The following is a 21,794-nucleotide window of genomic DNA, read 5'->3' as shown; positions in this document are numbered from 1 at the left end:
ATGAAAAACAGCGGAATTGTCCGTACAGGGGCTAACCTACTGTGTACAAACACGGACAATTCTGTCCGAGAAAACAATGAAACTGTCCGAACAAGAAGGTACATCGGACAGTTTTGCATGTGATGAGCCATGGAAGGGACCGAACGATGGGAGCGTTGCATACGCTCCGGCTTCCAGGGCGTACAAATTTGTCCCCACCCGCTAGGGGTGAGGACAAATCATTTCGAAGGCCATGCCGATCATCACGCAGCGGATGGCTTACTTTTTGCTTTCGACTTTAATTCTTCCCAGCTCTGAAATAAGGGCGTCCATTTCTTTCACACTAAGACTTGAATGGTTGCCCTCAACGTAATCATAGATCTCTTTAATATCATCGTAATGCTGGAGATCATAACTAGCCGGGTCGAGTATCGCGGTGTTTACCACTTGCAAGTGTTCTTGCAGTTTCTCGAAAATGTAGTGAAGATTTTCTTCTTTTGCTTCGTCAAGGTTCATGACGGGCCTCCTTTTCTATTGTCTATTGTAGAAGGGATGAGCTTGTTTGAAAAGGTTTCATTGCAAAAAGATTGCGAGGGAGCGTCTTTGTTTTTAAAACGACTGGAAGTGACCGGCTTCAAATCCTTTGCCGCTCCTTTGACCATTGATTTTAATGAAGGCATCACGTCCATTGTCGGGCCAAATGGGAGCGGGAAAAGCAATGTCGCCGACGGCATTCGCTGGGTGCTCGGCGAACAATCCGCAAAACAACTTCGCGGGGCGAAGATGGAAGATGTCATTTTTGCCGGAAGCGAATCCCGGAAAAAAGTAAATATCGCCGAAGTATCCTTGATTTTGGATAACGAAGATGAATACATGATGAGTGAATACAGCGAGATCAGCTTGACACGCCGCTTGTACCGCACAGGGGAAAGCGAATATTTTTTAAACCGCAACGCTTGCAGACGAAAAGATATTGTCGATCTGCTCGTTGATTCCGGCTTGGGGAAAGACGCCTATTCCATGATCGGACAAGGAGAAGTGGATCAGATTCTCTCCTCGAAACCGGAAGATCGGCGCACGATGTTTGAAGACGCTGCGGGCGTCTTAAAATATAAATCACGCAAGCAAGAATCGGAAAAGAAGCTGCAAGAGACGATGGGCAATTTAGACCGCGTGCAGGATATTCTCCATGAGCTCGAAGAACAATTGGCGCCGTTGGAACTACAAGCGTCAACCGCCCGGGAATATTTACAACATCAAGAAGAGAAAGAACGGTTGGACATCGCCATTCTCGTCCATGACATCGAAGCGAAGCACGCATCTTGGGATGAATATAAACATTCCCTCGCAACAATGGAGAAAGACGCGGAAGCAGAAAAACAAACGTTAACCGAAGCGCAAGAAGACCTTGCCCGGAAAAAAGAAACACTCGCCGATGTGGAACGCAAGCTGGACGCGGCACATAACGAATTGCTTCAGACAAGTGAAGCATTGCAACAACGGGAAGGCCATCGCAACCTCATGGAAGAAAGAGGGACGAACGCCAATGAGCGCTTGGAAGCGTTAGACCGCAGAATTCGAGAACTGCAGCAAACGTGGGAACAAAAAAGCGCGCAATTGGAAGAAGAAGCTTCGGTGCTGAATGAAAAAATCGAAGCGGAACGGAAAAATAAAAAAGAACTGGAAAACCTCGAAAACAAAAAGAACAAAACAAAAGCAGACGTAGAAGCAGAATTGGAAACGCTGAAAGGCGACTACATTGATGCACTCAACGCCCACGCGGCGAGCAAAAATGAACGCCGCCATAGCAAAGAGCAAAGAGAGAGGGTCCAAGAACGATTAAAACGGTTGTTTGCCGAAAACGAAGAGAGCGAACACCATTTGGCAAACCGGCACGAAGAAGAAGCAACGGCAAAAAAAACATACGAAGCCCTCGAGCAAAAACTTCAAGCCGAAGAAAAGGCACTTGAAGATGCGCGGGTCCGTTTCGAAGCGGAGCAAAAGAAAAAAGAAAAAGCGGAACAACAATTGTACGCGAACTATCGAAAGCTTGACGACACCCGCTCCCGATTGCAGCTGCTGCAACGGATGGACCAGGAACATGCCGGTTTTTTTCAAGGGGTGAAAGCGGTGTTGCAAGCGTCGGAAGCCCAAAAGCTTACCGGCGTCCATGGGGTCGTGGGCGCGCTTATTTCCACCGGCGAGCGATTTGAAAAAGCGGTGGAAACCGCGCTCGGCGCCGCGATGCAGAACGTCATCGTCGAGTCGGAAGAAGACGGCCGCCGGGCGATCCAATTTTTGAAAATGAACCGCCAAGGCCGCGCCACTTTTTTGCCGCGTTCCGTCATGAAGCCGCGAACGATCCCCGGCACAGTACAGGAACGATTGCGCGGCGCAGAAGGATTTTGCGGCGTCGCTGCACAAGTGGTGGCGGCGGATAAACGGTTTACGGCGGTCATTGAAAACCTCCTTGGCCATGTCGTGCTCGCGTCTGACTTAAAAGCGGGCAACCGTCTCGCCCAAATCGTCCAGTACCGAAACCGTATCGTCACCCTCGACGGAGAAGTCATAAATCCCGGGGGGTCCATGACCGGCGGCAGCGACAAACGCAAAGGCATGGAAATTTTGAGCCGGCAGCGGGAACAAGAGGAACTGCAAGAAAAACAAAAACAATTGGCTGCCGAAAACGAGCAACAGGAAAAAAATGTCGCGGCCATCAAGCAAAAGGAACAAACCCTTCGCCAGGAGACGGAAACCCACAAGCAACAGACGGAAGACGTGCGCACGCGCTTGGCGGAAGCGAAAGAAACCCACGTACGGGTGCAAGCGGAAGCAGAAAAAATGGACGCGGAGCTTGCTTTGTACACGAAAGAAAAACAAGCATTGGAATCCGAACGTCAGGAATGGGATGCGCAACTGGAACACCTGGAGACGCGCGAGCGCGACGAGGCGGAAAAAACCGAACGCATCCAGGCGGCTATTGACGAGAAGGAAAAAGAAAAAGAAGAACAAGCGCAATCCGAACAAGAAATGCAAGAAGCATTTACGCAATTGCGCATCCAAGCAGCCGCGAAAAAAGAACAGTTGGACCACCAAAAACAGACCGTTGAACGTTTGCGGAGCGATGTAGCCGCGGAACAAAACGATTTGCACGCCGCGATGAATGAAAGGGAGGAGCTGGAAAAACGTCTGCAAGAAGTGTCGGGCGGTTCGGATAATCTAGAGGAAGAAATTGAGGAATTGCAAGCGAAAAAAGCCGAAAAAGAACAAGAAACGTCCGACTTGAAGGCGCGGCGGGAAGAACAGCAACAATCGATCGAAAAGAAAGAGAACCATCTGGCTGTCTTGGAAAAGCGTGCCGCGGATAAGGAAGAAAAACGCTACCAGCTGCAACTTTCCCACCACCGCCTCGATATCGAACTGGATCAGCTGCTCGAACGCTTGCAAACGGATTATGAAATCACATTTGAAGCGGCGAAAAAACGACCTGCCTTTGAGGAAGAGACGGTCGAAGACGCACGCAAACGATTGAAACTGGTGCAAAAAAGCATCGATGAACTCGGGCATGTGAACATCAGCGCCATCGATGACTACGCGCGCGTCAACGAACGCTATCAATTTTTATCGGACCAACAAGCGGATTTGCAAGAGGGAAAGGATACGCTTACGGCTGCCATTCGCGAAATGGACGAGGAGATGACGCGCAAGTTCAGGGAAACATTCACAATGATTCGCACGTATTTCCAAGAGACATTTTCGGCAATGTTTGGAGGAGGGGAAGCGGATCTTTTGTTGGAAGACCCGCAAGATTTATTGGAAACGGGGATTGAAATATACGCCCGCCCACCCGGAAAAAAACGGCAATCCTTGTCCCTCCTTTCGGGCGGGGAGAAGTCCCTGACCGCGATCGCCCTTCTGTTCGCGATTCTTAACGTGCGTCCGGTGCCATTTTGTGTGCTTGATGAAGTGGAGGCTTCCCTCGATGAAGCGAATGTGGAACGCTTTGCCAATTATTTGCGTACCTTCAGCCTTCAAACGCAGTTTATCGTCATTACCCACCGGAAAGGGACGATGGTCGCCAGTGATATTTTATACGGCGTGACGATGGAGGAATCAGGCGTTTCCCGTCTCGTTTCCGTCAGACTTGAAGACTATGCCCCCGAAACGGAAGCGGAAGAAGCATTGCAAACGATCGGAAGGAGCGACAGACCATGAATTTTTTTAAAAAATTAAAGGAACGGGTTTCCACCCAAACGGAGTCGGTCACCTCGAAATTTAAAGATGGATTGGAAAAAACCCGCGATTCGTTTGCGGAAAAAATGAACGATTTGGCGGCACGGTACCGAACCGTGGACGAAGATTTTTTTGAGGAATTGGAAGAACTGTTGATCTCGGCGGACGTCGGGGTGCACACCGTCATGGAACTGACCGAAGAACTGCGCACGGAAGTGAAGCGCCAAAATGTGAAAACTCCAAAGGACGTATTACCGATTATCAGTGAAAAATTAACCGGTAAACTCGATTACAGCGGTGAGGATAATGCATTAAACATGAACGGCGATGGCATGACCGTTATTCTGTTCGTCGGGGTGAACGGCGTCGGGAAAACGACGACAATCGGCAAGGTAGCCCAACGCTTCAAATCCGAAGGGAAAAACGTCGTTTTGGCCGCCGGGGACACGTTCCGCGCCGGCGCGATCGAGCAATTGGCTGCCTGGGGCGATGATGTCGGCGTCAACGTCATCAAACAAGAAGAAGGCTCGGACCCGGCCGCCGTCATGTATGATGCCATCCACTCCGCTCGTTCCAAAAACGCGGATGTGCTGCTTTGCGACACGGCCGGGCGCCTGCAAAACAAGGTTAATCTCATGAAAGAACTGGAAAAAGTGAAACGCGTCATCGGCCGCGAAATTCCGTCAGCCCCGCACGAGGTGCTGCTCGTCCTCGATGCCACAACCGGACAAAATGCCATGACACAGGCAAAAACGTTTAAAGAAGCAACGGAAGTTTCCGGAATTGTACTCACGAAACTGGACGGCACCGCGAAAGGCGGCATCGTGCTCGCCATTCGCAATGAACTCGACCTTCCCGTGAAATTTGTCGGCCTCGGCGAAGGCGTCGATGACCTGCAACCGTTCGATGCCGAACAATTTACGTACGGATTGTTCCGGGAGTTGGCGGAGGATGACGAGGAAAACTAAGCAGATGGATGATGGCGCTCAGGCTATAAGGGGAAACCCGAACGCGTCGAGTCCTCAGAGGGACGGTCTGCGGACCGGAACAGGAGAACCCGAGCGCGTGGAGTCCTCAGGGGGTCGGTCTGCGGACTGGAAAGGGAGAACCCGAACGCGTGGAGTCTCCAGAGGGTCGGTCTGCGGACCGAAAAGTGAGAAATCGAGCGCGTGGAGTCCTCAGGGGGTCGGTCTGCGGACTGGAAAGTGAGAACCCGAACGCGTGGAGTCCTCAGGGGGTCGATCTGCGGACTGGAAAAGGAGAACCCGAGCGCGTCGAGTCCTCAGGGGGTCGGTCTGCGGACCGAAAAAGGGGAACCCGAGCGCGTGGAGTCCTCAGGGGGTCGGTCTGCGGATTGAAAAAGGAGAACCCGAGCGCGTCGAGTCCTCAGGGGGGCTACGGTCACAGTGTTATTTTTTCAATCAACATAATAGGAGGCATTCGCGTGGCCCATGCGGGTGAAACGATTCGTTAAAATTTTGTTGACTTTCTTTTTGGAGCTTTTCATTCCGCACCAATCATAAATATTGTTTGTGGTTATTTTCTGATTCGGAAATAGAAATTTGTATTCCTCAATGCTTCTCATGATCGCTGTTTTATTGTCTTCGTCATATCCGCATTTGGCACAAACCCAATTCACACCCTTATCCGTCATAAAGAACGGCAGCTTACACAAACCACCCCCTTTTTCAGTTCATGATAATCATAATCGGGGAACTGCGTATGCGGATTTTTATCTAAATGCAAGGCTAGTAATTTTTCAGCGAGCTTATTCTGTTTGTACGTCATTTTAGAATCCAGGCGGTTTAATTTCTCCAGAAAGCGATGGATTTGGTTTGGGAAAACTGCAGGCAGTTTAGGAGGAGCATTGTACAGATAAAATTCAGAGTGGGTAAAAACAAGTGTGGATTCAATCGAAAAATTCATTCGATGCTGTTGAAGTAATTTTCGCAGGAGGGTTTCGCTCCGCTTTAGTTGGAGCTGGGGGTCTTGGATTTCGATGCCGGAAATAGTCTTCCATTTGTCGTCATCGATAAAAAAATCACCTTTGGAATATTTTGACTCCAAAAGATAAATCGTTTCTTGGAAAATAAGCATCTTATCGATTTGAAAAAAATTACGGTTTTGGTTCAATAAAGGGTCGTTGATTACAAAACAGTCAGTAGTTAAGTCTTCCAACCAAGCATCCAATTGTTGCTCGCCTTTAAAACCTTTTTCTAGATAGATATAGCGCTGTTCGTCGGGAAGGTTCATTCGGGGGCGTAACAGTCGCAGCGTTTTTAACTCGGTGGGGACTTCGCGGGGTTTGAGAATCATGGGACACGTCCTTTTCTAAATTTCATTCATTATACCAACAAACGTTGATACCGGGAAGCCCCCCTTGACATCCCCCGCGCACCCCTGTATCCTTGTAAAGGCGATACACTTAACAGACGAATAAACAAGGTGAATCCAGTGCTGGAAAAAACGATGCGTATGAATGCGCTTTTTGATTTTTACCATCCGCTGCTCACCGAAAAGCAGCGCGATTATTTACAGCTTTACTATTATGATGATTACTCCCTCGGGGAGATTTCCGAGTACTTTGACGTGAGCCGCCAAGCCGTTTATGATAACATCCGGCGGAGTGAAGAGATGCTCGAAGCGTATGAGGCGAAATTACAGCTCGACGAACGGTACCGCCGGCGCCAACAGCTTTACCAAAAGCTTCGCCAACACGCAAGCGCGTCAGCATCACCGGATTTTTTTTCCATTGTAGACGAATTGGAACGATCTGAAGAATAGGGGGGGACACAATGGCCTTTGAAGGTTTAGCCGAGCGTTTGCAGGCGACGATGTCGAAGATTAAGGGCAAAGGGAAAGTCAACGAAGCGGACGTGAAAGAGATGGCGCGGGAAGTCCGCCTGGCGCTCCTCGAAGCCGATGTGAACTTCAAAGTCGTCAAGCAGTTTGTGAATCGCATTAAAGAGCGCGCCGTCGGACAAGAGGTAATGAAAAGCTTAACCCCCGGCCAGCAAGTCATTAAAGTTGTCAACGAAGAACTCACAGAGCTAATGGGAAAAGAAGAAAGCAAACTGGCGGTAGCCGATAAAGCGCCGACGGTCATCATGATGGTCGGCCTTCAAGGGTCCGGGAAAACGACGACCGCCGCGAAATTGGCCAACCATTTGCGCAAGGAAAAAAACCGCAACCCGATGCTTGTCGCCGCTGACGTTTATCGTCCGGCTGCCATCGATCAGCTCGAGACGCTCGGGAAGCAATTGGATATGCCTGTTTTTTCCAAAGGCACGGAAGCCAACCCCGTCGATATCGTCCGGGAAGGGGTCGAGCAGGCGAAAGCGGAGAACCATGATTATGTGCTCCTCGATACCGCCGGCCGCTTGCATGTGGATGAAGCGCTGATGGACGAGTTGCAGCAAATGGGCGATGCGGTCCAGCCTCATGAAGTGCTTCTCGTCGTCGATGCCATGACCGGGCAAGATGCCGTGAATGTCGCGGAACAGTTTAACGACCAACTCCCCGTTTCCGGCGTCGTCCTCACGAAACTGGATGGCGATACCCGCGGCGGTGCCGCCCTTTCCATCCGCGCGGTCACCGACCAGCCGATCAAGTTCGCGGGGATGGGCGAGAAAATCGACCAGCTGGAAGCATTCCATCCCGAACGCATGGCGTCTCGGATTCTCGGCATGGGAGACATGCTCTCCCTCATCGAGAAAGCGCAAACGAACGTGGATGAAGAGCGTGCCAAGGAATTGGAAAAGAAAATGCGCAACGCCGACCTCACGTTTGAGGATTTTTTGGAACAGCTGGAACAAGTGAAAAGCATGGGGCCGATGGAAGACATCCTCAGCATGATGCCCGGCGCCGGCAAGATGAAAGGCTTAAAAAACATGCAGGTGGACGAAGGCCAAATCGACCGTATCGAGGCGATCGTCCGCTCGATGACGAAAGCGGAGAAACAGGACCCCAAGCTCATGAACGCGAGCCGCAAACGCCGGATTGCAAAGGGCAGCGGCACGTCGGTGCAAGACGTAAACAAATTGCTCAAGCAATTCGAAGACATGAAAAAAATGATGAAGCAAATGTCGTCGATGGGCGGCGGCAAAAAGAAAGGAAAAGGCGGCATGCAATTGCCGTTTATGCGCTGAAAAGGAAAACCCCTTTACACGCAAAACAAACTTCTCTATAATTGCCTAATGTGCAAGCAAGTGACTAAAAAGATATTTTCATACAAATGGAGGAATAAATCATGGCTACAAAAATTCGTTTGAAAAGAATGGGATCGAAGAAAAAACCTTTTTACCGTGTCGTTGTCGCGGAATCCAGTGCTCCGAGAGACGGTCGTTTCATTGAAGAAATCGGCACGTACAATCCGCTTTCGGAACCGAGTGATTTTCAGGTAAATGAAGAAAAAGCGCTCAAATGGATGCTCGAAGGCGCAAAGCCATCGGACACGGTTCGCAATCTCTTTACGACACGCGGACTGATGGAAAAACTCCATCAAACCAAAAACGGCAAGTAGGTTTTTTTATGCTAAAAGAACTCGTTGTAACGATTGCCCGTTCACTGGTGGACCATCCGGATGACGTCGACGTTCAGGAAGAAGAGGTCGATGGCATGACCGTGTTCACCTTATCCGTCCACGAGGAAGATATAGGAAAAGTCATTGGCAAAAGCGGGAGAGTCGCGAACGCGATTCGGAACGTGCTAACGGCTGCAAATAGAAATCAGGGCAAAGTCCGGCTTAATATTGCTGATTAACGAATGGGGGAGGCTTTGCCTTCCCTTTTTGATCATGTAAAGTGAAACTTCCATCAGAGGGGCTTTTCCTCTGAGTTTTAAGAAGTGCCGGCTAAAACCGCCACGTCCTTTGGCAACGCCTGCACTAGCACATCCTGTGCGTCGGAACAAATCGGGGTGTTAGTCGCCCGCGTAGACGGAGGTCAGATTTCAGAGGCCAGAGGTCGGAGAAGGCTTTTTTTCAGGGTCTTCCGATTTCCGGCTTCCGATGTCTGACTTCCGGAAAAGCGGGCGCTTACACCGGGAAAAAAAAGAGGTGAAGCCGTGAGAATAGAAAAAAATGTACTCGTTCGCCACGTCCTAACCGAAGATTACCGGGAGAAGCTATTAAAAAAAATCGCTTCTGAAAAAGAGCGGTTGAACACGGAAATCGAACAATTGCGCTTTCAGTACCAAAAACAGTTAAAAGAACAGACGGGCCGTAACAAATCCGCTGTCGAAGCCAAATACAATAATGAAATAAATAAACGCGGGCAACGAATTGAAAGCCTGAATTTCAGGGAAAGCAAGGTTAAAACACTGCCGACAGGTTCGCTCGTTACCGGGGAAAAAGTGCAGAAGTACACGGATGTTCAGGTTGGGGACCGTTGGTCGACGCACCGGCAGGAAGATGAAATTATTATCGAGGATGACATCGTTCGCGAGATTCGTTCCAAAGGAGAAGACGAGGATGACAGCGTCCGCCACTGATTACCACGAAGTTGGGAAAATTGTTAATACACACGGGGTCAACGGAGAAGTGCGTGTCATTGCCACGACCGATTTTCCGGAAGAACGGTTTGCCACAGCGTCCGAGCTGCGGGCAGTGAAGCAAAACGGAGACACGGAAAGGCTCGAAGTGCGCGGGCATCGCAAACATAAACAATTCGACTTGCTCCTCTTTCAAGGCTATGAAACGAGGGAGGATGCGGAACATCTAAAAAACGCGATCCTTGAAGTCCATGCCTCGATGCGCGCGGCCTTGCCTGAAGATGAATTTTACTACAGTGAAATCATCGGGGCAGACGTTTATACGGAAGACGGCGAACCTCTCGGCAAGGTAAAGGAAATTTTATCGACGGGAGCCAACGACGTTTGGGTCGTCGAAGGCAATGGCAAAGACATTTTACTCCCTTACACGGAAGAAGTCGTCCGGGCGATTGATGTGGAAAACCGGCGCGTAACCGTTCATTTGTTGGAAGGGCTGGTCGATGAATGAAGATCAATTTTCTCACGCTTTTTCCGGAAATGTTTCAAGGCATCACCAATGCTTCCATCTGGAAGCAGGCAAACGACAAAGGCATGGCAGAATATGAGGTTACGGATTTCCGCGCCTATTCGGACAACAAACACAACAAAGTTGACGATTATCCGTATGGTGGAGGCGCGGGGATGGTGTTGCGCGCCCAGTCTTTGGTGGACGCGGTTGAGGATGTGACTTGTGAGGCGCCAGGGGATGCGCGCGTCGTGATGCTCTGTCCGCAAGGCGCGCCGTTCTCCCAGGAAAAAGCCGAGGAGTTGGCAAAAGAAGAAACGTTGGTGCTCGTTTGCGGGCACTATGAAGGCTTTGACGAACGCGTTCGCTCCGTCGTGACGGACGAGATTTCGGTCGGCGATTACGTGCTGACAGGCGGAGAGCTCCCGGCAATGATCGTAGCCGACAGCGTTATCCGCCTGCTTCCGGGCGTCCTCGGCAATGATAACTCAGCGCAAGAGGAATCATTCACAGACGGGCTGTTGGAGCACCCCCACTATACCCGCCCCGCCAATTTCCGGGGCATGGACGTCCCGGACGTGTTGCTATCCGGCAACCACGCCCACATCGAGCAATGGCGGAGGAAGGAAGCTTTGCGACGCACGTGGGAGCGCCGACCCGATTTGTTGGAGGGACGCGAGCTTGATGAAGAGGAACGAGCATGGTTGCGGGAGTTTGAGGAATAGAAGCGATGGCGCCCGGAAACGCGTTCTTTTCTAGAGTTCGGTCGCCATGACGGTTGACCTGAGTGACGCGTCCGGTATTTTGTTTGAATCAAACATCCAGCGTCCCCAATAAAGCCGGCAGCCAAATAAATTTTCGGTGAAACATTGCTGAACAGCGCACTGTATGCTATGATTTATTTTGTGGCAAATGCCTTTAAATCCGATGTTCCGCTTCGGCGGGAGGAAACCCCCGTAAGAGCATCCGAGAAGGAAGGAGGAAAACTTACATGAGCAACTTGATTCAGGAAGTAAATAAATCTCAACTAAAAGAGAACGTCCCTAACTTTCGACCGGGAGACACCGTAGCCGTCCACGTAAAAGTTGTGGAAGGAAGCCGTGAGCGTGTTCAGGTATTTCAAGGCGTTGTTTTAAAACGTCGCGGAAGTTCCGTGAGCGAAACGTTCACCGTCCGCAAGGCTACAGCCGGGATTGGCATTGAACGGACATTCCCTGTCCATTCCCCAATTATTGACAAAATCGAAGTGAGACGCCGCGGCCGTGTCCGCCAAGCAAGACTTTACTACTTGCGCAAGCTCCAAGGAAAAGCCGCGCGTGTCAAAGAACTTCGCTAATGATCGTAAGGAAGAGCTTGGACACCAGGCTCTTTTTTATTTGGCTGATATAGTGATGGTTTCGGCTGATATATTGCAAAATTTCGCTGATATCAAGGCGATTTTGGCTGATAATAAACGTAAGCCAGGGAGGTGACACAAAATGACGATCCAATGGTATCCGGGCCATATGGCAAAGGCGACGCGCGAAGTCCGGGAGCTGATCAAGCGCGTGGATGTCGTCGTGGAACTGGCCGATGCCCGCATTCCCCAAGCGTCGCGCAATCCTGTCCTCAACGAGATACTTTCCGACAGGCCGAACGTGCTCGCGCTCGTGAAAACGGACATGGCCGATGAAGCCGTCACAAAAGCATGGCAGCAACATTTCGAGCAAAACGGCGAAACGGTTGTCCTCATGAACGCCAAACATAACCATGGCACCGGCAAACTCGTCCAGGAAGTGAAACGGCTCGCCCAGCCGAAAATGCAAGCCTTGCAAAAAAAAGGCATTCAAAACCGCTCGGTTCGCGCGATGATCGTCGGCATTCCCAATGTCGGCAAATCAACGGTCATCAATCGCCTCGTGGGAAAAAACCAGGCGAAAACGGGCAACAAACCGGCCGTCACCCAAGGCAATCATTGGCTTAAGGTGAGCAACCGGATGGATGTTCTTGATACCCCCGGTATTCTCTGGCCGAAATTCGAAGATCCCGAGGTCGGGTACAAGCTTGCCATCACCGGCGCGATCAAAGATGAACGCCTCGATTTTGAAGACGTTGTGCTTTACCTTATCAAGCAGCTGCACGAGCGGTATCCCGAGGCGTTGAAAGCGCGCTACAACTTGTCCGAACTTCCGAGCGAAGGGGTGGAACTTTTTGAAGCGATCGGCCGAAAACGCGGCTGTCTTATCGCCGGCGGGGATGTGGATTTTGAGCAGGCAGCGGAAGTGATTCTTCGTGATTTCCGCTCGGAAAAACTGGGCGCCATTTCACTGGAAAAACCGGAAGAATGAGCGATGATATGAAAAGAAAGAGGTGAACGCGGTGGCGAAACCATTATCGATCGCGAAGATCAAGACCCATCTTTTTGCCGATCAAAGCCCGTCAGACGGGTGGATCAACGAACTGCGCACAGATACGCGCAAAGGAGTCCGGGAACTGCTCGCCCGATACGATCGCATGCGCGAACGGGAAGCAGTGAGCCTGCAACAATTTAGAGACATGTGTTCGTTCGATCAGCAATTCATTTTTCCGGAAGCGAAACTTGCCGGTGTGGACGAAGTGGGCAGGGGCCCGCTCGCCGGTCCGGTGACGGCAGCGGCGGTTATTTTGCCTGCGGCTTTTGAATTGCCCGGCCTGACTGATTCGAAAAAACTAAACGTCGAACAGCGGGAGCAATTTTACGGCAAAATCGTCGCCGCAGCAGATGTAGGCATCGGCATGGCTTCATCCGAAGAGATTGACGAGATCAATATTTATCACGCGACGCGCCTCGCGATGGCACGTGCCGTTGAAGATCTGCCGAAACCGCCCGATCACCTGCTCATTGACGCGATGGAGCTGTCGCTTGATGTGCCGCAAACCCCCATCATCAAAGGCGATGCCAAAAGCGCGAGCATTGCCGCCGCTTCGGTCGTCGCGAAAGTGACGCGCGATACATATATGAAAACGTTGCATGAACGCTATCCCGCCTATCAGTTTGACCGAAACGCCGGCTATGGGACGAAAGCACATTTAGAAGCATTGGAACGCGAAGGGCCGACCCCCGTTCACCGCCGCTCATTTGAACCTGTAGCGATCTGTGAAGCGTAAAGGCACGCACTCCGGTTATAAAATGGATGTGGAAATGAAAGACTAAAAGAACCTTGAAAAAGAAGGAGGTTTACGTGTGCCGAGAGAAAAAAATTTATTGGATGTGGAAGCGAGCCAGGAATTCGTCGATCAACATAAAGAAGAAATCGCGGGTGAATTTGGTTTCTTTCACGCCACCCAAGAGCAGGACGCGATGGCGAAAGACATGACGAAAAGGGTGCGCGAACAAAAAGACAAAGACGACAGCAACGATCAAGGATGTTAGGGACAACAAACAGATGCGTCATTGGCGCATCTGTTTTTTCGTGGTACGGTAAAAGAAGAGGTGACGTCCGATGCGAAAACATGTCGTTTTTTATGACGGCGAATGCCCGCTCTGCCGAGCGGTAAAAAGGGTGCTCGGCAAACTTGACTGGCGCGATGCCATCCACTGGCACGCCGTACAAGAAATAAGCGCGGCAACGCTTGAAAAAGCGAACGCCTACAAAAATATGTACGATGAGATCTATATGCTCACCCCGGACAAGCAAGTATTAACCGGCTTTAATACCGTGCGTAAACTGCTCGTGTTGCTCCCGCTCACGTTTCCCGTCGCGGTGCTCATGTATGTGCCGGGTGCCGGGTTGATTGGCGGCCCGGTTTATCGCTTCTTTTCCAGTCGCCGATATCAGTGGTTTGGCCGCGTGCCTTATGAGCGTGAGTGAGCATGCGGTGGACCGGGACGTTGAGTGTTCCATCTCTTGGAGGTAGTTTTCCGAACTAACCGGAGCTACTCACGTTCGTGGGAGTGCCCACAAAGCCCTTTAATCCGGTAGAGCAGTTTCTTTGTCGGCTTCGTAAATAACTTTACCTGTTTTTAAAATCTCTTCTGTCATAAAGGGCTCGCTGTCTCGGAGAAGGGGACGCGGTTCTAATAATGGATCGGCGCCACTTTTCCATACATATCGATATAATCGTTGCCATTCTTTTAAATAGTGATCGCTAAAATCGTTGGATTCTACAGCGATGTCAATATCACTGTCATTTGTGGCTGTTCCTTTTGCATAAGAACCGTATAGTATCACTCTTTTGACACTTATCTCTCTTTCCAGCGCATTCACATATTGCTTGATCATTTCTCGGATTTCAGCTTCTGTTCTAGCCATTGCAGTTCCACCTCAGTTCTTTTTAGTAAGTCTGCAAATTCACTCTTGGGTGTCTTTTTTAATAAAATTTCCCTATCACCGGGATATCGTCCTTCTAACTGAAACGGGTTAAGGTCTGTCAAAAACTCTAACTGGGACTCACTGAGTTCATTATCCAGATTCGCCTTATTAGCCAGGGATAATAAATTATGAATTTTTGGTGGCATTGTTTCTGTACGCTTTGCAATAAATGCCTTCAACATTTTTTCAGTGGATAACTGACAAAAGAATGCTGTTTCTAAAAATTTGTTGTTTCGATACAGTATTTGTGCAGTGTCAAAATTTTCTTTAGACTCGTTCAACCAATACATCATTTTCTTATCCACCTAACCACCCCCGAGTCTCAATACCAAATCTTACTGACTATTATAACACAGTGAATGGGCGGCATGTTTTAAAGGTTCAGCGACTTATTCGTCCGTGGAAAATCCCTTTTCGCCGCCTGGCACAACCGGAAGACATCGCCGGCGCCATTGCCTATTTTGCCTCGGACGATGCTAAATATGTGACTGGACAAACTTTATCGGTTAGTGGCGGTTTGACGATGGCGTAGAGGGATTGCTAAGGATATAATCTGGCATTTTCACGACTTATTCTGGTGGTTTCACCGGATAATCTGGCACTTTCGTAACATAATCTGGCATTTTCTAAAATCATGTACGCTTGGCCTCCGCTTCATCCATCCACACCTATAATACAAAAATGAATTTTAAATTCATTTTTGTATTATAGATCATCCCCCTACATAACTAACCGGTCAGTATGCCGCTATTAGAAAGCGCTTCCACGTTGGCACGCTTTTTGCAATTATGATAGGCAACACTATTTTTGAAAGGAAGTGTGCCTCGATGGAGGATAAAGCCACGCCTTATGAAGCTATTGAAATACCTGAAATATCCTTGGGAAAGATGCTCGAGCAGAGCCTCGTCGACAATCGCCATAAAACGGCGTTGACGTTCGGGGAGCTCACGTACACATACGAAGAACTGAACAACAACATCCAACGTGTGGCGAGCGGCCTGTCCAAACGCGGGGTTAAAAAAGGGGATCGCGTCGCGCTGATGCTTCCGAATTGTCCCCAGTACCCCGCGAGCTATTTCGCGGTCCTAAGCCTTGGCGCGACTGTCGTGCAAGTGAATCCGATGTACAAGCCGCCGGAGCTGTTGCACGTCCTTAACGATTCAAATGTTAGCGCGATCATTATGTTGGATGATCTCCAACCGGTTTTCGAAGCGATCCAAAAAGAAACCAGTGTTCAAACCGTCATCGAAGTCTCGTTAAAAGGACCTAGTCATTTTGATGCATTGTTGAATGATGAAGGCGAAGCGCCGCGCGCAGCCATTGACCCGAAAGAAGATGTGGCTGTCATTCAATATACGGGTGGCACGACGGGACGTTCGAAAGGCGCGATGCTCACCCACTACAATTTGGTGGCCAATACGCTTCAATCGTCCGCGACACAGGTCAGCAAGAACGAGGAACAAGAGCGAGTGCTCTCGATCGCGCCGCTTTTCCACGTCTACGGCATGACGAGCGCGATGAACCTTACGCTCTATCGAGGCGGAAACATGATTCTCGTCCCTCGCTTTGACGTCGAGGAAGTCGTCCAAATCATTGAACGTCTCAAACCGACCGGTTTCCCAGGGGTGCCGACGATGTATATGGCTTTATTGCAATATTATAAGGAGCGTGAATTTGACCTCTCGTCCTTAAATATTTTGACGAGCGGCTCCGCCCCGCTTCCCGTTGAAGTCATTAACACATTTAATTCCATCACCGGAGCGAATGTCGCCGAAGGGTTTGGCCTTTCCGAAGCCTCGCCGGTCACGCACCGCAACCCTGTGGATGGCTTGCAAAAAACAGGCAGTATCGGCATTACCTTGCCGAATACGGAAGCAAAGATCGTTGATATCGCGACCGGTGAAGAGGAGCTCTCCACCGGAGAAGTCGGAGAAATGATCATTCGCGGCCCGCAAATCATGAAAGGCTATTACGGCTTGCCGGAGGAAACTGCGCAAACGCTTCGGAATGGCTGGCTTTATACCGGGGACTTGGCCAACGTCGATGAAGACGGCTATTACTTCATCGTCGGCAGGAAAAAAGAACTGATCCTCGCGAGCGGATTCAACGTTTACCCGATTGAAGTGGAAGATGTTATTTATAGACACCCGGCTGTACAAGAAGCTGCCGTCATCGGCGTGCCGGATCCGTATCGCGGCGAAACGGTGAAAGCGGTCGTCGTAAAACACGAGGGGGCAGAACTCACGGAAGAAGAGCTGATCGATTTTTGCAAGGAAAGCCTCTCGAACTACAAAGTGCCAAAACTGGTTTCTTATGTCGATGAACTTCCGAAAACCGCGGTCGGAAAAATATTAAAAAGACAACTCGTTGAAACGGAGAAAACAAAATAGGAAGGTTGGTGCTCCATGGATGTTCTTGCGCAACAACTGTTTAACGGACTTACGATTGGAAGCGTATACAGCTTGGTTGCTTTGGGGCTGACGCTCGTCTATGGGATTCTTCATATCCCGAACTTTGCCCATGGGGCCCTCTATATGGTCGGCGGCTATGCCACGTTAATGTCCATGACCCTCTTGGGAATGCCTTATTTTATCGCCATGTTCATCGCGATTTTAGTCGTCGGAGGTATCGCTGTGCTGATGGAGCGTCTCGTCTTTAATCAGCTCCGCGATTCGCCGCCGATTCACGATAAAATTGCGGCCATTGGTTTGTTGTTGTTCCTGGAAACGCTCATCCGTGTCATCTGGGGCGCGGATTATCGTTCCATGTCCACCCCCTTTAGTGACAACATCGTTTCTTTTCTCGGGGTTACGGTGACGACGCAGCGCATTTTAATCGTCGTGGCAGCCATCCTCGTCATGATCGCTTTGCAGCTTTTCTTGAAAAAGACGATGATCGGCGCTTCGATCATTGCCATGTCGCAAGATCGTGAAGGGGCTTTTCTTCAGGGGATCAACGCGAACCGAGTAGCGATGTTGACGTTTTTTATTTCCGGCGGACTCGCGGCAGTGGCTGCCGGCATTAATGCTCCGATCAATCTCGTGTACCCGGACATGGGGCATCTCGTCATTTTGAAAGCGTTTGTCATCGTTATTATCGGAGGAATGGGCAGCGTTCCGGGCGCGATTCTCGGCGGTTACATTCTCGGGTTTTCCGAAAGCCTCGGCGCCACCTTTATTTCCGCTGAATACAGCGACATCATCGCTTTTGTGTTGCTCGTCATTATTTTAACGGTGAAGCCGCAAGGTCTGTTTGCAAAGGGGGCGCACTAGCATGTCCATGGTTAAAAGAAATGCCACGCCGCTTATCTTTTTGCTCATCGCTTTAGTGGTGCCTCTTGTTACAGACAATCAGTATTATTTGTATATTTTGACGCTCGCCTTTATTTGGTCGATCGCTATCTATGGCATGAACTTAATATCCGGGTATACGGGTCAGCTCACCCTCGCCCATGCAGGTTTTTTCGCGATCGGGGCGTACTCGCTCGGCCTGTTAACGGTGGATGTGAATGTGCCTTATTGGCTCGCGTTTCTCCTTGCTTGCGTGATAACAACGGTTGCTGGTTTATTGATCGGACTCATTGCCTTAAGAACGAAGACGCATTATTTTGCGATCTACACGCTCTGCGTCGGCTATATCATCTATCTCATCATTTATCAGTGGGATGAATTGACCGGGGGTGTGCGCGGCTTGATCGGGATCGAACCTCCCGGGGCGATCGGTCCGATCACGTTTGAAAGTGCCGAATCCAATTATTATTTAGTGCTCGCCTTTCTCGTATTGACGATTGTCTTCATGAAGTTTATCACCGAATCCCTCGTCGGCCGCACGTTTGTCGCGATCCGCAATTCGGAAGAACTGGCGCAGACGATCGGCATCAACACGATGAAACAGAAATTGCTTTCGTTCGTCATTTCTACGTTTTTTGCCGGCATGGCCGGCGCGCTGTACGCATCTTTCGTCCGCTTTATCGGCCCGGAAATTTCGTACACGATGACGATGTTTGATATGTTGACGTACTTGATCGTTGGCGGCATCGGCACGATGTACGGACCGCTTGTGGGTACGTTCTTGATTGTTACGCTGACGCAATCGCTCCAATTTATGGAGGAATACCGCATGTTGATTTTCGGCCCCGTCTTGGTACTTCTCGTTATTTTCTACCCAAGAGGGATTGTCGGCGGGATTCAAATGTGGAAAGCGAAGCGGCAATATAAAAAACAGCAAAAAATGGCAAAGCAAGCATCCAACTCATCGACGTACGGGGGTGGCGATTAATGTTCATTGAAACGAAAGGCCTGACGAAAGCATTTGGCGGATTGACGGCCGTGGACAACGTCGATGTCGGCATTGAAAAAGGAAAAATTACGGCGATCATCGGTCCGAACGGGGCGGGGAAGTCGACGCTTTTCAATGTGATCAGCGGCTTTTATCCAACGACGAAAGGAACTATTACTTTTAATGGCGAAGATATCACCAAAAAGAAAGCCTTTAACGTTGCAAAATTGGGCATTGCCCGCACGTTTCAGACGACGAATCTGTTTGAGCAGGCGACCGTCATGGACAACGTGATCGTCGGGCATCGCTTGCGTACGAAGTCGGGAGTTTTTGACGCTTTGTTGCGCACGCCGAGGTTGAAAAGGGAAGAACGGGAAAGCCGCGAGAAAGCAGAGGAGGTGTTGGCTTTTGTCGGATTAACGAAGGAAGCGAACCGGCTCGTTTCGGACGTTTCCCAGGAGGCGAAGAAGCGTGCCGCTTTCGCGGTTGCCCTCGCCACCGATCCGGAAGTGGTGTTCTTGGATGAGCCGGCCGCGGGGGTTAACCCGGATGAAACAGATGGGTTGATCGATCTTATGCACAAAATGGTCGCCAATGGCTTAACGGTCTGTTTAATCGAGCACAAAATGCAGATGATCATGGAAATTGCTGACCACATTGTCGTCCTAAACCAAGGAAAAAAAATCGCCGAAGGCACACCCGAAGAGATTCAAAACAACGAGACCGTCATTCAAGCGTATTTGGGAGGGGGTGATGAAGCTGTTGACGCTAACTGATGTTTCGGTACGATATGGGTTTTACGAGGCGTTATCAGACATCTCCATGCACGTGGAGGCCGGAGAGCTGGTCGTATTGTTAGGGGCAAACGGCGCCGGCAAAAGCACGATTTTCCGGACGATCAGTGGCTTGAATAAACCGGCAAAAGGGCGCATCGAATGGAAAGGCAAATCGATTGGCGGCGTACCCGCCAGCAACTTGGTGAAAGCCGGCATCGGCCATTGCCCGGAAGGGCGGAAACTGTTTCCGGAGATGAACGTCTCCGAAAACTTGAAAATGGGTTCCTATGCGGTCAGACGGGATAAAAAAGCCGTCGCGGAAACACTGGAACGGGTCTACACGTTGTTTCCGATTTTGGAAGAAAAGCAGAAGGCATCCGCAGGCTCGCTTAGCGGCGGTCAACAACAAATGCTGGCGATCGGACGGGCGATGATGGCGCGCCCTGAATTGCTGTTGCTAGACGAACCATCGATCGGGCTGGCGCCGCTGATCGTTGAACAGGTTTTCGACGTCATTCAGGAAATCAATCGCGGCGGCACGACGGTTCTTTTGGCGGAACAAAACGCCAATGCAGCCCTCAAGATAGCCGACCGCGGGTACGTCATTGAAGACGGAAAAATCGTTGTGGAAGGGGATCGCGAGGAGTTGTTTGCCAATGACGACGTTCGAAAAGCGTATATCGGGGCTTAAAACCAAATAAAAGGAGGGCAATGAAAATGAAAAAAATCAGTATGATGGTCGGCGGGGTTATGATGCTCTTGGCGGTCGGGTGCAATGGCGGAGGGGAAGATGCAGATATTACGGAAGAAGCGGAAGGAACCCCTGCACCGGGAGGTCCCGATGATGAGGGCGGGGGAGAAGAGGTTGAAGTGGACACGGAAGTGGCGGAAGGCACGGAAGTGATTGACATTGGTTTTAGCGGTCCGTTAAGCGGCGCCGGCGCATATTATGGGAACAACACATTGAACGGCATCTCGATGGCGATGGAAGAAATTAACGAAGACGGCGGCTTTGAGGTCGACGGAGAAACGTATTCGTTCAATCTTGTAAGTCTTGACGACCAGTACTTGCCGGATGAAACAGGCGCGAACGTGCGGCGGCTCGTGCAAGAAGACGACACCCCTTTTATTTTTGTGCCTCACAGCGGCGGCACGTATGCTACGCAAGTGTTTAACGAACAAGACGAAGTGCTCCTCGGCTCATATTCCAGCGAGCCAGAAATTACGCAACAGGGGAATGATCTAACGTGGCGAATTCCGCCCACGTATGACAACTACATCGAGCCATTTTCCGAATACCAGATGGAGCGCTTCGGCACGGACTTAGCCATGCTGCCGCCGAACACCGAGTTCGGCATGGATTGGGCCGAGGCACTGGGACCGGCTTGGGAAGAAATGGGCGGTGACGTCATTCATGAAAGTTCCGTGGACTATGCCCAGGACACCGACTTTTACACGTTGGTCACCAACGCGTTAGCTGATGACCCGGATGTTCTTTTCGTCGGCGGCTCCTCGGAACCGACGGCACAAGTCATGTCCCAGGCGAGAGAATTGGGATTTGAAGGCGGATTTTTGGTGATGGACCAGGCGAAGCTCGATGAAATCGATAACGTTCTCGGCGGCGCGCCGGACGTCATTGAAGGTTCGGTCGGCGTGGCTCCGCTCGTCGATGACATTCATGAAGGAAACGAACAATTTGTCAGCGACTATCAAGAAATGCATGACGCCGATCCCGGCTCGGAAGCCGGCTACCACTATTACAGCGTTTATATCCTGGCCGAAGCCATGAAAGCAGCCGGTGAAACCGAAGATGCCCATGCGATTCGCGAGCACTTGGACGAAGGACTCCACCAAGTGGATGAAGATAAAAGAATCTATGATGTATCAGGAATAGACGAAGACGGCGGCATGACGACGGAACTGAGAATGGCCGTCGTGGAAGACGGAGAAGTGGAACTCGTGGATTTTGATCACTAGAAAACGTCGCCGCCGGGCGATTGCCGCGAAGTTTGAACGATAGAGAGCGTCTAACGATCTATTTTCAGAGATGGTCGCGAAATTAGAACGATAGAGAATGTCCAACGTTCTATATTCGGCGATCGGCCTCAATGTAGATCGATAGAAAACGTCTCTCCCAGCCGGGAGATGCTCGATCGAATCTCTTGGCTGTTTTCTTACAATTTGATTCATATCAGAATCGTT

Annotated in this window: 26 protein-coding genes; 21 read left to right on the top strand and 5 right to left on the bottom strand. The window is 50.3% G+C overall.

Annotated features, from left to right (window positions below; genetic code table 11):
- Positions 1 to 258: 258 nt before the first annotated feature.
- The gene (locus EPH95_RS04615) at positions 259 to 495 is read right to left on the bottom strand and encodes a DUF1128 family protein (protein WP_142087752.1); all 237 of its coding nucleotides are present in this window, start codon (positions 493 to 495) and stop codon (positions 259 to 261) included.
- A gap of 42 nt (positions 496 to 537) precedes the next feature.
- Here EPH95_RS04615 and smc point away from each other — a divergent pair, with 42 nt between their 5' ends.
- The gene (gene smc / locus EPH95_RS04610) at positions 538 to 4,194 is read left to right on the top strand and encodes a chromosome segregation protein SMC (RefSeq protein WP_160141615.1); all 3,657 of its coding nucleotides are present in this window, start codon (positions 538 to 540) and stop codon (positions 4,192 to 4,194) included.
- A complete protein-coding gene (gene ftsY, locus EPH95_RS04605) occupies positions 4,191 to 5,180 on the top strand; it encodes a signal recognition particle-docking protein FtsY (RefSeq protein ID WP_142087749.1) in 990 nt (329 codons plus the stop codon). Before smc ends, ftsY begins: the two co-directional genes overlap by 4 nt.
- A 449-nt stretch (positions 5,181 to 5,629) precedes the next feature.
- Here ftsY and EPH95_RS04600 read toward each other — a convergent pair whose 3' ends face one another.
- Together EPH95_RS04600 and EPH95_RS04595 are read right to left on the bottom strand one after the other, a co-directional pair.
- Positions 5,630 to 5,866, bottom strand: a complete 237-nt coding sequence (locus EPH95_RS04600) for a hypothetical protein (protein WP_160141614.1) — start codon at positions 5,864 to 5,866, stop codon at positions 5,630 to 5,632.
- Positions 5,863 to 6,465, bottom strand: a complete 603-nt coding sequence (locus tag EPH95_RS04595) for a nuclease-related domain-containing protein (RefSeq protein ID WP_227004117.1) — start codon at positions 6,463 to 6,465, stop codon at positions 5,863 to 5,865. Before EPH95_RS04595 ends, EPH95_RS04600 begins: the two co-directional genes overlap by 4 nt.
- 201 nt (positions 6,466 to 6,666) lie before the next feature.
- Between EPH95_RS04595 and EPH95_RS04590 the strand changes: the two genes are divergently transcribed.
- The 12 genes from EPH95_RS04590 (at position 6,667) to EPH95_RS04535 (ending at position 14,037) form a co-directional block, all read left to right on the top strand.
- Positions 6,667 to 6,996 (top strand): putative DNA-binding protein, encoded by a 330-nt coding sequence (locus tag EPH95_RS04590; protein WP_142087744.1) that lies wholly within the window; start codon positions 6,667 to 6,669, stop codon positions 6,994 to 6,996.
- A gap of 11 nt (positions 6,997 to 7,007) precedes the next feature.
- A complete protein-coding gene (ffh, locus tag EPH95_RS04585) occupies positions 7,008 to 8,360 on the top strand; it encodes a signal recognition particle protein (RefSeq protein ID WP_142087742.1) in 1,353 nt (450 codons plus the stop codon).
- 101 nt (positions 8,361 to 8,461) lie between these two features.
- Entirely contained in the window at positions 8,462 to 8,734 is a 273-nt protein-coding gene (rpsP, locus tag EPH95_RS04580) for a 30S ribosomal protein S16 (RefSeq protein WP_142087740.1), read from the top strand.
- Positions 8,735 to 8,742: 8 nt separating this feature from the next.
- The gene (locus tag EPH95_RS04575; RefSeq protein WP_142087738.1) at positions 8,743 to 8,973 is read left to right on the top strand and encodes a KH domain-containing protein; all 231 of its coding nucleotides are present in this window, start codon (positions 8,743 to 8,745) and stop codon (positions 8,971 to 8,973) included.
- 303 nt (positions 8,974 to 9,276) lie between these two features.
- Positions 9,277 to 9,702: a YlqD family protein gene (locus EPH95_RS04570; RefSeq protein ID WP_142087736.1), complete on the top strand. Its 426-nt coding sequence runs from the start codon at positions 9,277 to 9,279 to the stop codon at positions 9,700 to 9,702.
- A complete protein-coding gene (gene rimM, locus EPH95_RS04565; protein ID WP_142087734.1) occupies positions 9,683 to 10,210 on the top strand; it encodes a ribosome maturation factor RimM in 528 nt (175 codons plus the stop codon). Before EPH95_RS04570 ends, rimM begins: the two co-directional genes overlap by 20 nt.
- Positions 10,207 to 10,932, top strand: a complete 726-nt coding sequence (gene trmD / locus EPH95_RS04560) for a tRNA (guanosine(37)-N1)-methyltransferase TrmD (protein WP_142087732.1) — start codon at positions 10,207 to 10,209, stop codon at positions 10,930 to 10,932. The genes rimM and trmD overlap by 4 nt, the downstream gene beginning before the upstream one ends.
- Before the next feature lie 266 nt (positions 10,933 to 11,198).
- Entirely contained in the window at positions 11,199 to 11,543 is a 345-nt protein-coding gene (gene rplS, locus EPH95_RS04555) for a 50S ribosomal protein L19 (protein WP_142087730.1), read from the top strand.
- Positions 11,544 to 11,685: 142 nt separating this feature from the next.
- Positions 11,686 to 12,534, top strand: a complete 849-nt coding sequence (gene ylqF, locus EPH95_RS04550) for a ribosome biogenesis GTPase YlqF (protein WP_142087728.1) — start codon at positions 11,686 to 11,688, stop codon at positions 12,532 to 12,534.
- A 31-nt stretch (positions 12,535 to 12,565) separates the two neighbouring features.
- On the top strand, positions 12,566 to 13,333 hold the full coding sequence (locus EPH95_RS04545) for a ribonuclease HII (RefSeq protein ID WP_142087726.1): 768 nt from the start codon (positions 12,566 to 12,568) through the stop codon (positions 13,331 to 13,333).
- Positions 13,334 to 13,409: 76 nt separating this feature from the next.
- Positions 13,410 to 13,598: a hypothetical protein gene (locus EPH95_RS04540; RefSeq protein ID WP_142087724.1), complete on the top strand. Its 189-nt coding sequence runs from the start codon at positions 13,410 to 13,412 to the stop codon at positions 13,596 to 13,598.
- 70 nt (positions 13,599 to 13,668) lie between these two features.
- The gene (locus EPH95_RS04535) at positions 13,669 to 14,037 is read left to right on the top strand and encodes a thiol-disulfide oxidoreductase DCC family protein (protein WP_142087722.1); all 369 of its coding nucleotides are present in this window, start codon (positions 13,669 to 13,671) and stop codon (positions 14,035 to 14,037) included.
- 99 nt (positions 14,038 to 14,136) lie between these two features.
- Here EPH95_RS04535 and EPH95_RS04530 read toward each other — a convergent pair whose 3' ends face one another.
- Together EPH95_RS04530 and EPH95_RS04525 are read right to left on the bottom strand one after the other, a co-directional pair.
- A complete protein-coding gene (locus EPH95_RS04530) occupies positions 14,137 to 14,478 on the bottom strand; it encodes a nucleotidyltransferase family protein (protein WP_142087720.1) in 342 nt (113 codons plus the stop codon).
- Positions 14,445 to 14,843, bottom strand: a complete 399-nt coding sequence (locus EPH95_RS04525) for a HEPN domain-containing protein (protein WP_142087719.1) — start codon at positions 14,841 to 14,843, stop codon at positions 14,445 to 14,447. Before EPH95_RS04525 ends, EPH95_RS04530 begins: the two co-directional genes overlap by 34 nt.
- A 50-nt stretch (positions 14,844 to 14,893) precedes the next feature.
- On the opposite strand from EPH95_RS04525, the gene EPH95_RS04520 reads away from it, so the two are divergent.
- From EPH95_RS04520 to EPH95_RS04490, 7 genes are all read left to right on the top strand, one after another.
- Positions 14,894 to 15,070, top strand: a complete 177-nt coding sequence (locus EPH95_RS04520) for an SDR family oxidoreductase (protein WP_227004048.1) — start codon at positions 14,894 to 14,896, stop codon at positions 15,068 to 15,070.
- Positions 15,071 to 15,365: 295 nt separating this feature from the next.
- Positions 15,366 to 16,928 (top strand): long-chain-fatty-acid--CoA ligase, encoded by a 1,563-nt coding sequence (locus tag EPH95_RS04515; protein WP_142087717.1) that lies wholly within the window; start codon positions 15,366 to 15,368, stop codon positions 16,926 to 16,928.
- Between the two features lie 15 nt (positions 16,929 to 16,943).
- A complete protein-coding gene (locus EPH95_RS04510) occupies positions 16,944 to 17,810 on the top strand; it encodes a branched-chain amino acid ABC transporter permease (RefSeq protein WP_142087715.1) in 867 nt (288 codons plus the stop codon).
- Position 17,811: 1 nt separating this feature from the next.
- Entirely contained in the window at positions 17,812 to 18,816 is a 1,005-nt protein-coding gene (locus EPH95_RS04505) for a branched-chain amino acid ABC transporter permease (RefSeq protein WP_142087713.1), read from the top strand.
- Complete coding sequence (locus EPH95_RS04500; RefSeq protein WP_142087711.1) at positions 18,816 to 19,592, top strand: ABC transporter ATP-binding protein; 777 nt, start codon at positions 18,816 to 18,818, stop codon at positions 19,590 to 19,592. The genes EPH95_RS04505 and EPH95_RS04500 overlap by 1 nt, the downstream gene beginning before the upstream one ends.
- The gene (locus EPH95_RS04495) at positions 19,576 to 20,283 is read left to right on the top strand and encodes an ABC transporter ATP-binding protein (protein WP_142091480.1); all 708 of its coding nucleotides are present in this window, start codon (positions 19,576 to 19,578) and stop codon (positions 20,281 to 20,283) included. Before EPH95_RS04500 ends, EPH95_RS04495 begins: the two co-directional genes overlap by 17 nt.
- A 20-nt stretch (positions 20,284 to 20,303) precedes the next feature.
- Positions 20,304 to 21,569, top strand: coding sequence for an ABC transporter substrate-binding protein (locus EPH95_RS04490; RefSeq protein ID WP_142087709.1), 1,266 nt, complete (start codon positions 20,304 to 20,306; stop codon positions 21,567 to 21,569).
- The last annotated feature ends 225 nt before the right edge of the window (positions 21,570 to 21,794 follow it).

It is taken from the genome of Salicibibacter halophilus (assembly GCF_006740705.1).
Taxonomy (GTDB): Bacteria; Bacillota; Bacilli; order Bacillales; family Marinococcaceae; genus Salicibibacter; species Salicibibacter halophilus.
The sequence above is the reverse complement of the archived record's forward strand: the minus strand, read 5'-3'. Positions and strand labels throughout refer to the sequence as shown.

Bases quoted from the DNA above. Each gene is read 5' to 3' on its own strand.
- EPH95_RS04615 (WP_142087752.1), bottom strand. From the start codon at position 495: ATGAACCTTGACGAAGCAAAAGAAGAAAATCTTCACTACATTTTCGAG.
- ftsY (WP_142087749.1), top strand. From the start codon at position 4,191: ATGAATTTTTTTAAAAAATTAAAGGAACGGGTTTCCACCCAAACGGAG.
- EPH95_RS04600 (WP_160141614.1), bottom strand. From the start codon at position 5,866: ATGACGGATAAGGGTGTGAATTGGGTTTGTGCCAAATGCGGATATGAC.
- EPH95_RS04595 (WP_227004117.1), bottom strand. From the start codon at position 6,465: ATGAACCTTCCCGACGAACAGCGCTATATCTATCTAGAAAAAGGTTTT.
- ffh (WP_142087742.1), top strand. From the start codon at position 7,008: ATGGCCTTTGAAGGTTTAGCCGAGCGTTTGCAGGCGACGATGTCGAAG.
- rpsP (WP_142087740.1), top strand. From the start codon at position 8,462: ATGGCTACAAAAATTCGTTTGAAAAGAATGGGATCGAAGAAAAAACCT.
- EPH95_RS04575 (WP_142087738.1), top strand. From the start codon at position 8,743: ATGCTAAAAGAACTCGTTGTAACGATTGCCCGTTCACTGGTGGACCAT.
- rimM (WP_142087734.1), top strand. From the start codon at position 9,683: ATGACAGCGTCCGCCACTGATTACCACGAAGTTGGGAAAATTGTTAAT.
- trmD (WP_142087732.1), top strand. From the start codon at position 10,207: ATGAAGATCAATTTTCTCACGCTTTTTCCGGAAATGTTTCAAGGCATC.
- rplS (WP_142087730.1), top strand. From the start codon at position 11,199: ATGAGCAACTTGATTCAGGAAGTAAATAAATCTCAACTAAAAGAGAAC.
- ylqF (WP_142087728.1), top strand. From the start codon at position 11,686: ATGACGATCCAATGGTATCCGGGCCATATGGCAAAGGCGACGCGCGAA.
- EPH95_RS04535 (WP_142087722.1), top strand. From the start codon at position 13,669: ATGCGAAAACATGTCGTTTTTTATGACGGCGAATGCCCGCTCTGCCGA.
- EPH95_RS04530 (WP_142087720.1), bottom strand. From the start codon at position 14,478: ATGGCTAGAACAGAAGCTGAAATCCGAGAAATGATCAAGCAATATGTG.
- EPH95_RS04515 (WP_142087717.1), top strand. From the start codon at position 15,366: ATGGAGGATAAAGCCACGCCTTATGAAGCTATTGAAATACCTGAAATA.
- EPH95_RS04510 (WP_142087715.1), top strand. From the start codon at position 16,944: ATGGATGTTCTTGCGCAACAACTGTTTAACGGACTTACGATTGGAAGC.
- EPH95_RS04505 (WP_142087713.1), top strand. From the start codon at position 17,812: ATGTCCATGGTTAAAAGAAATGCCACGCCGCTTATCTTTTTGCTCATC.
- EPH95_RS04500 (WP_142087711.1), top strand. From the start codon at position 18,816: ATGTTCATTGAAACGAAAGGCCTGACGAAAGCATTTGGCGGATTGACG.
- EPH95_RS04490 (WP_142087709.1), top strand. From the start codon at position 20,304: ATGAAAATGAAAAAAATCAGTATGATGGTCGGCGGGGTTATGATGCTC.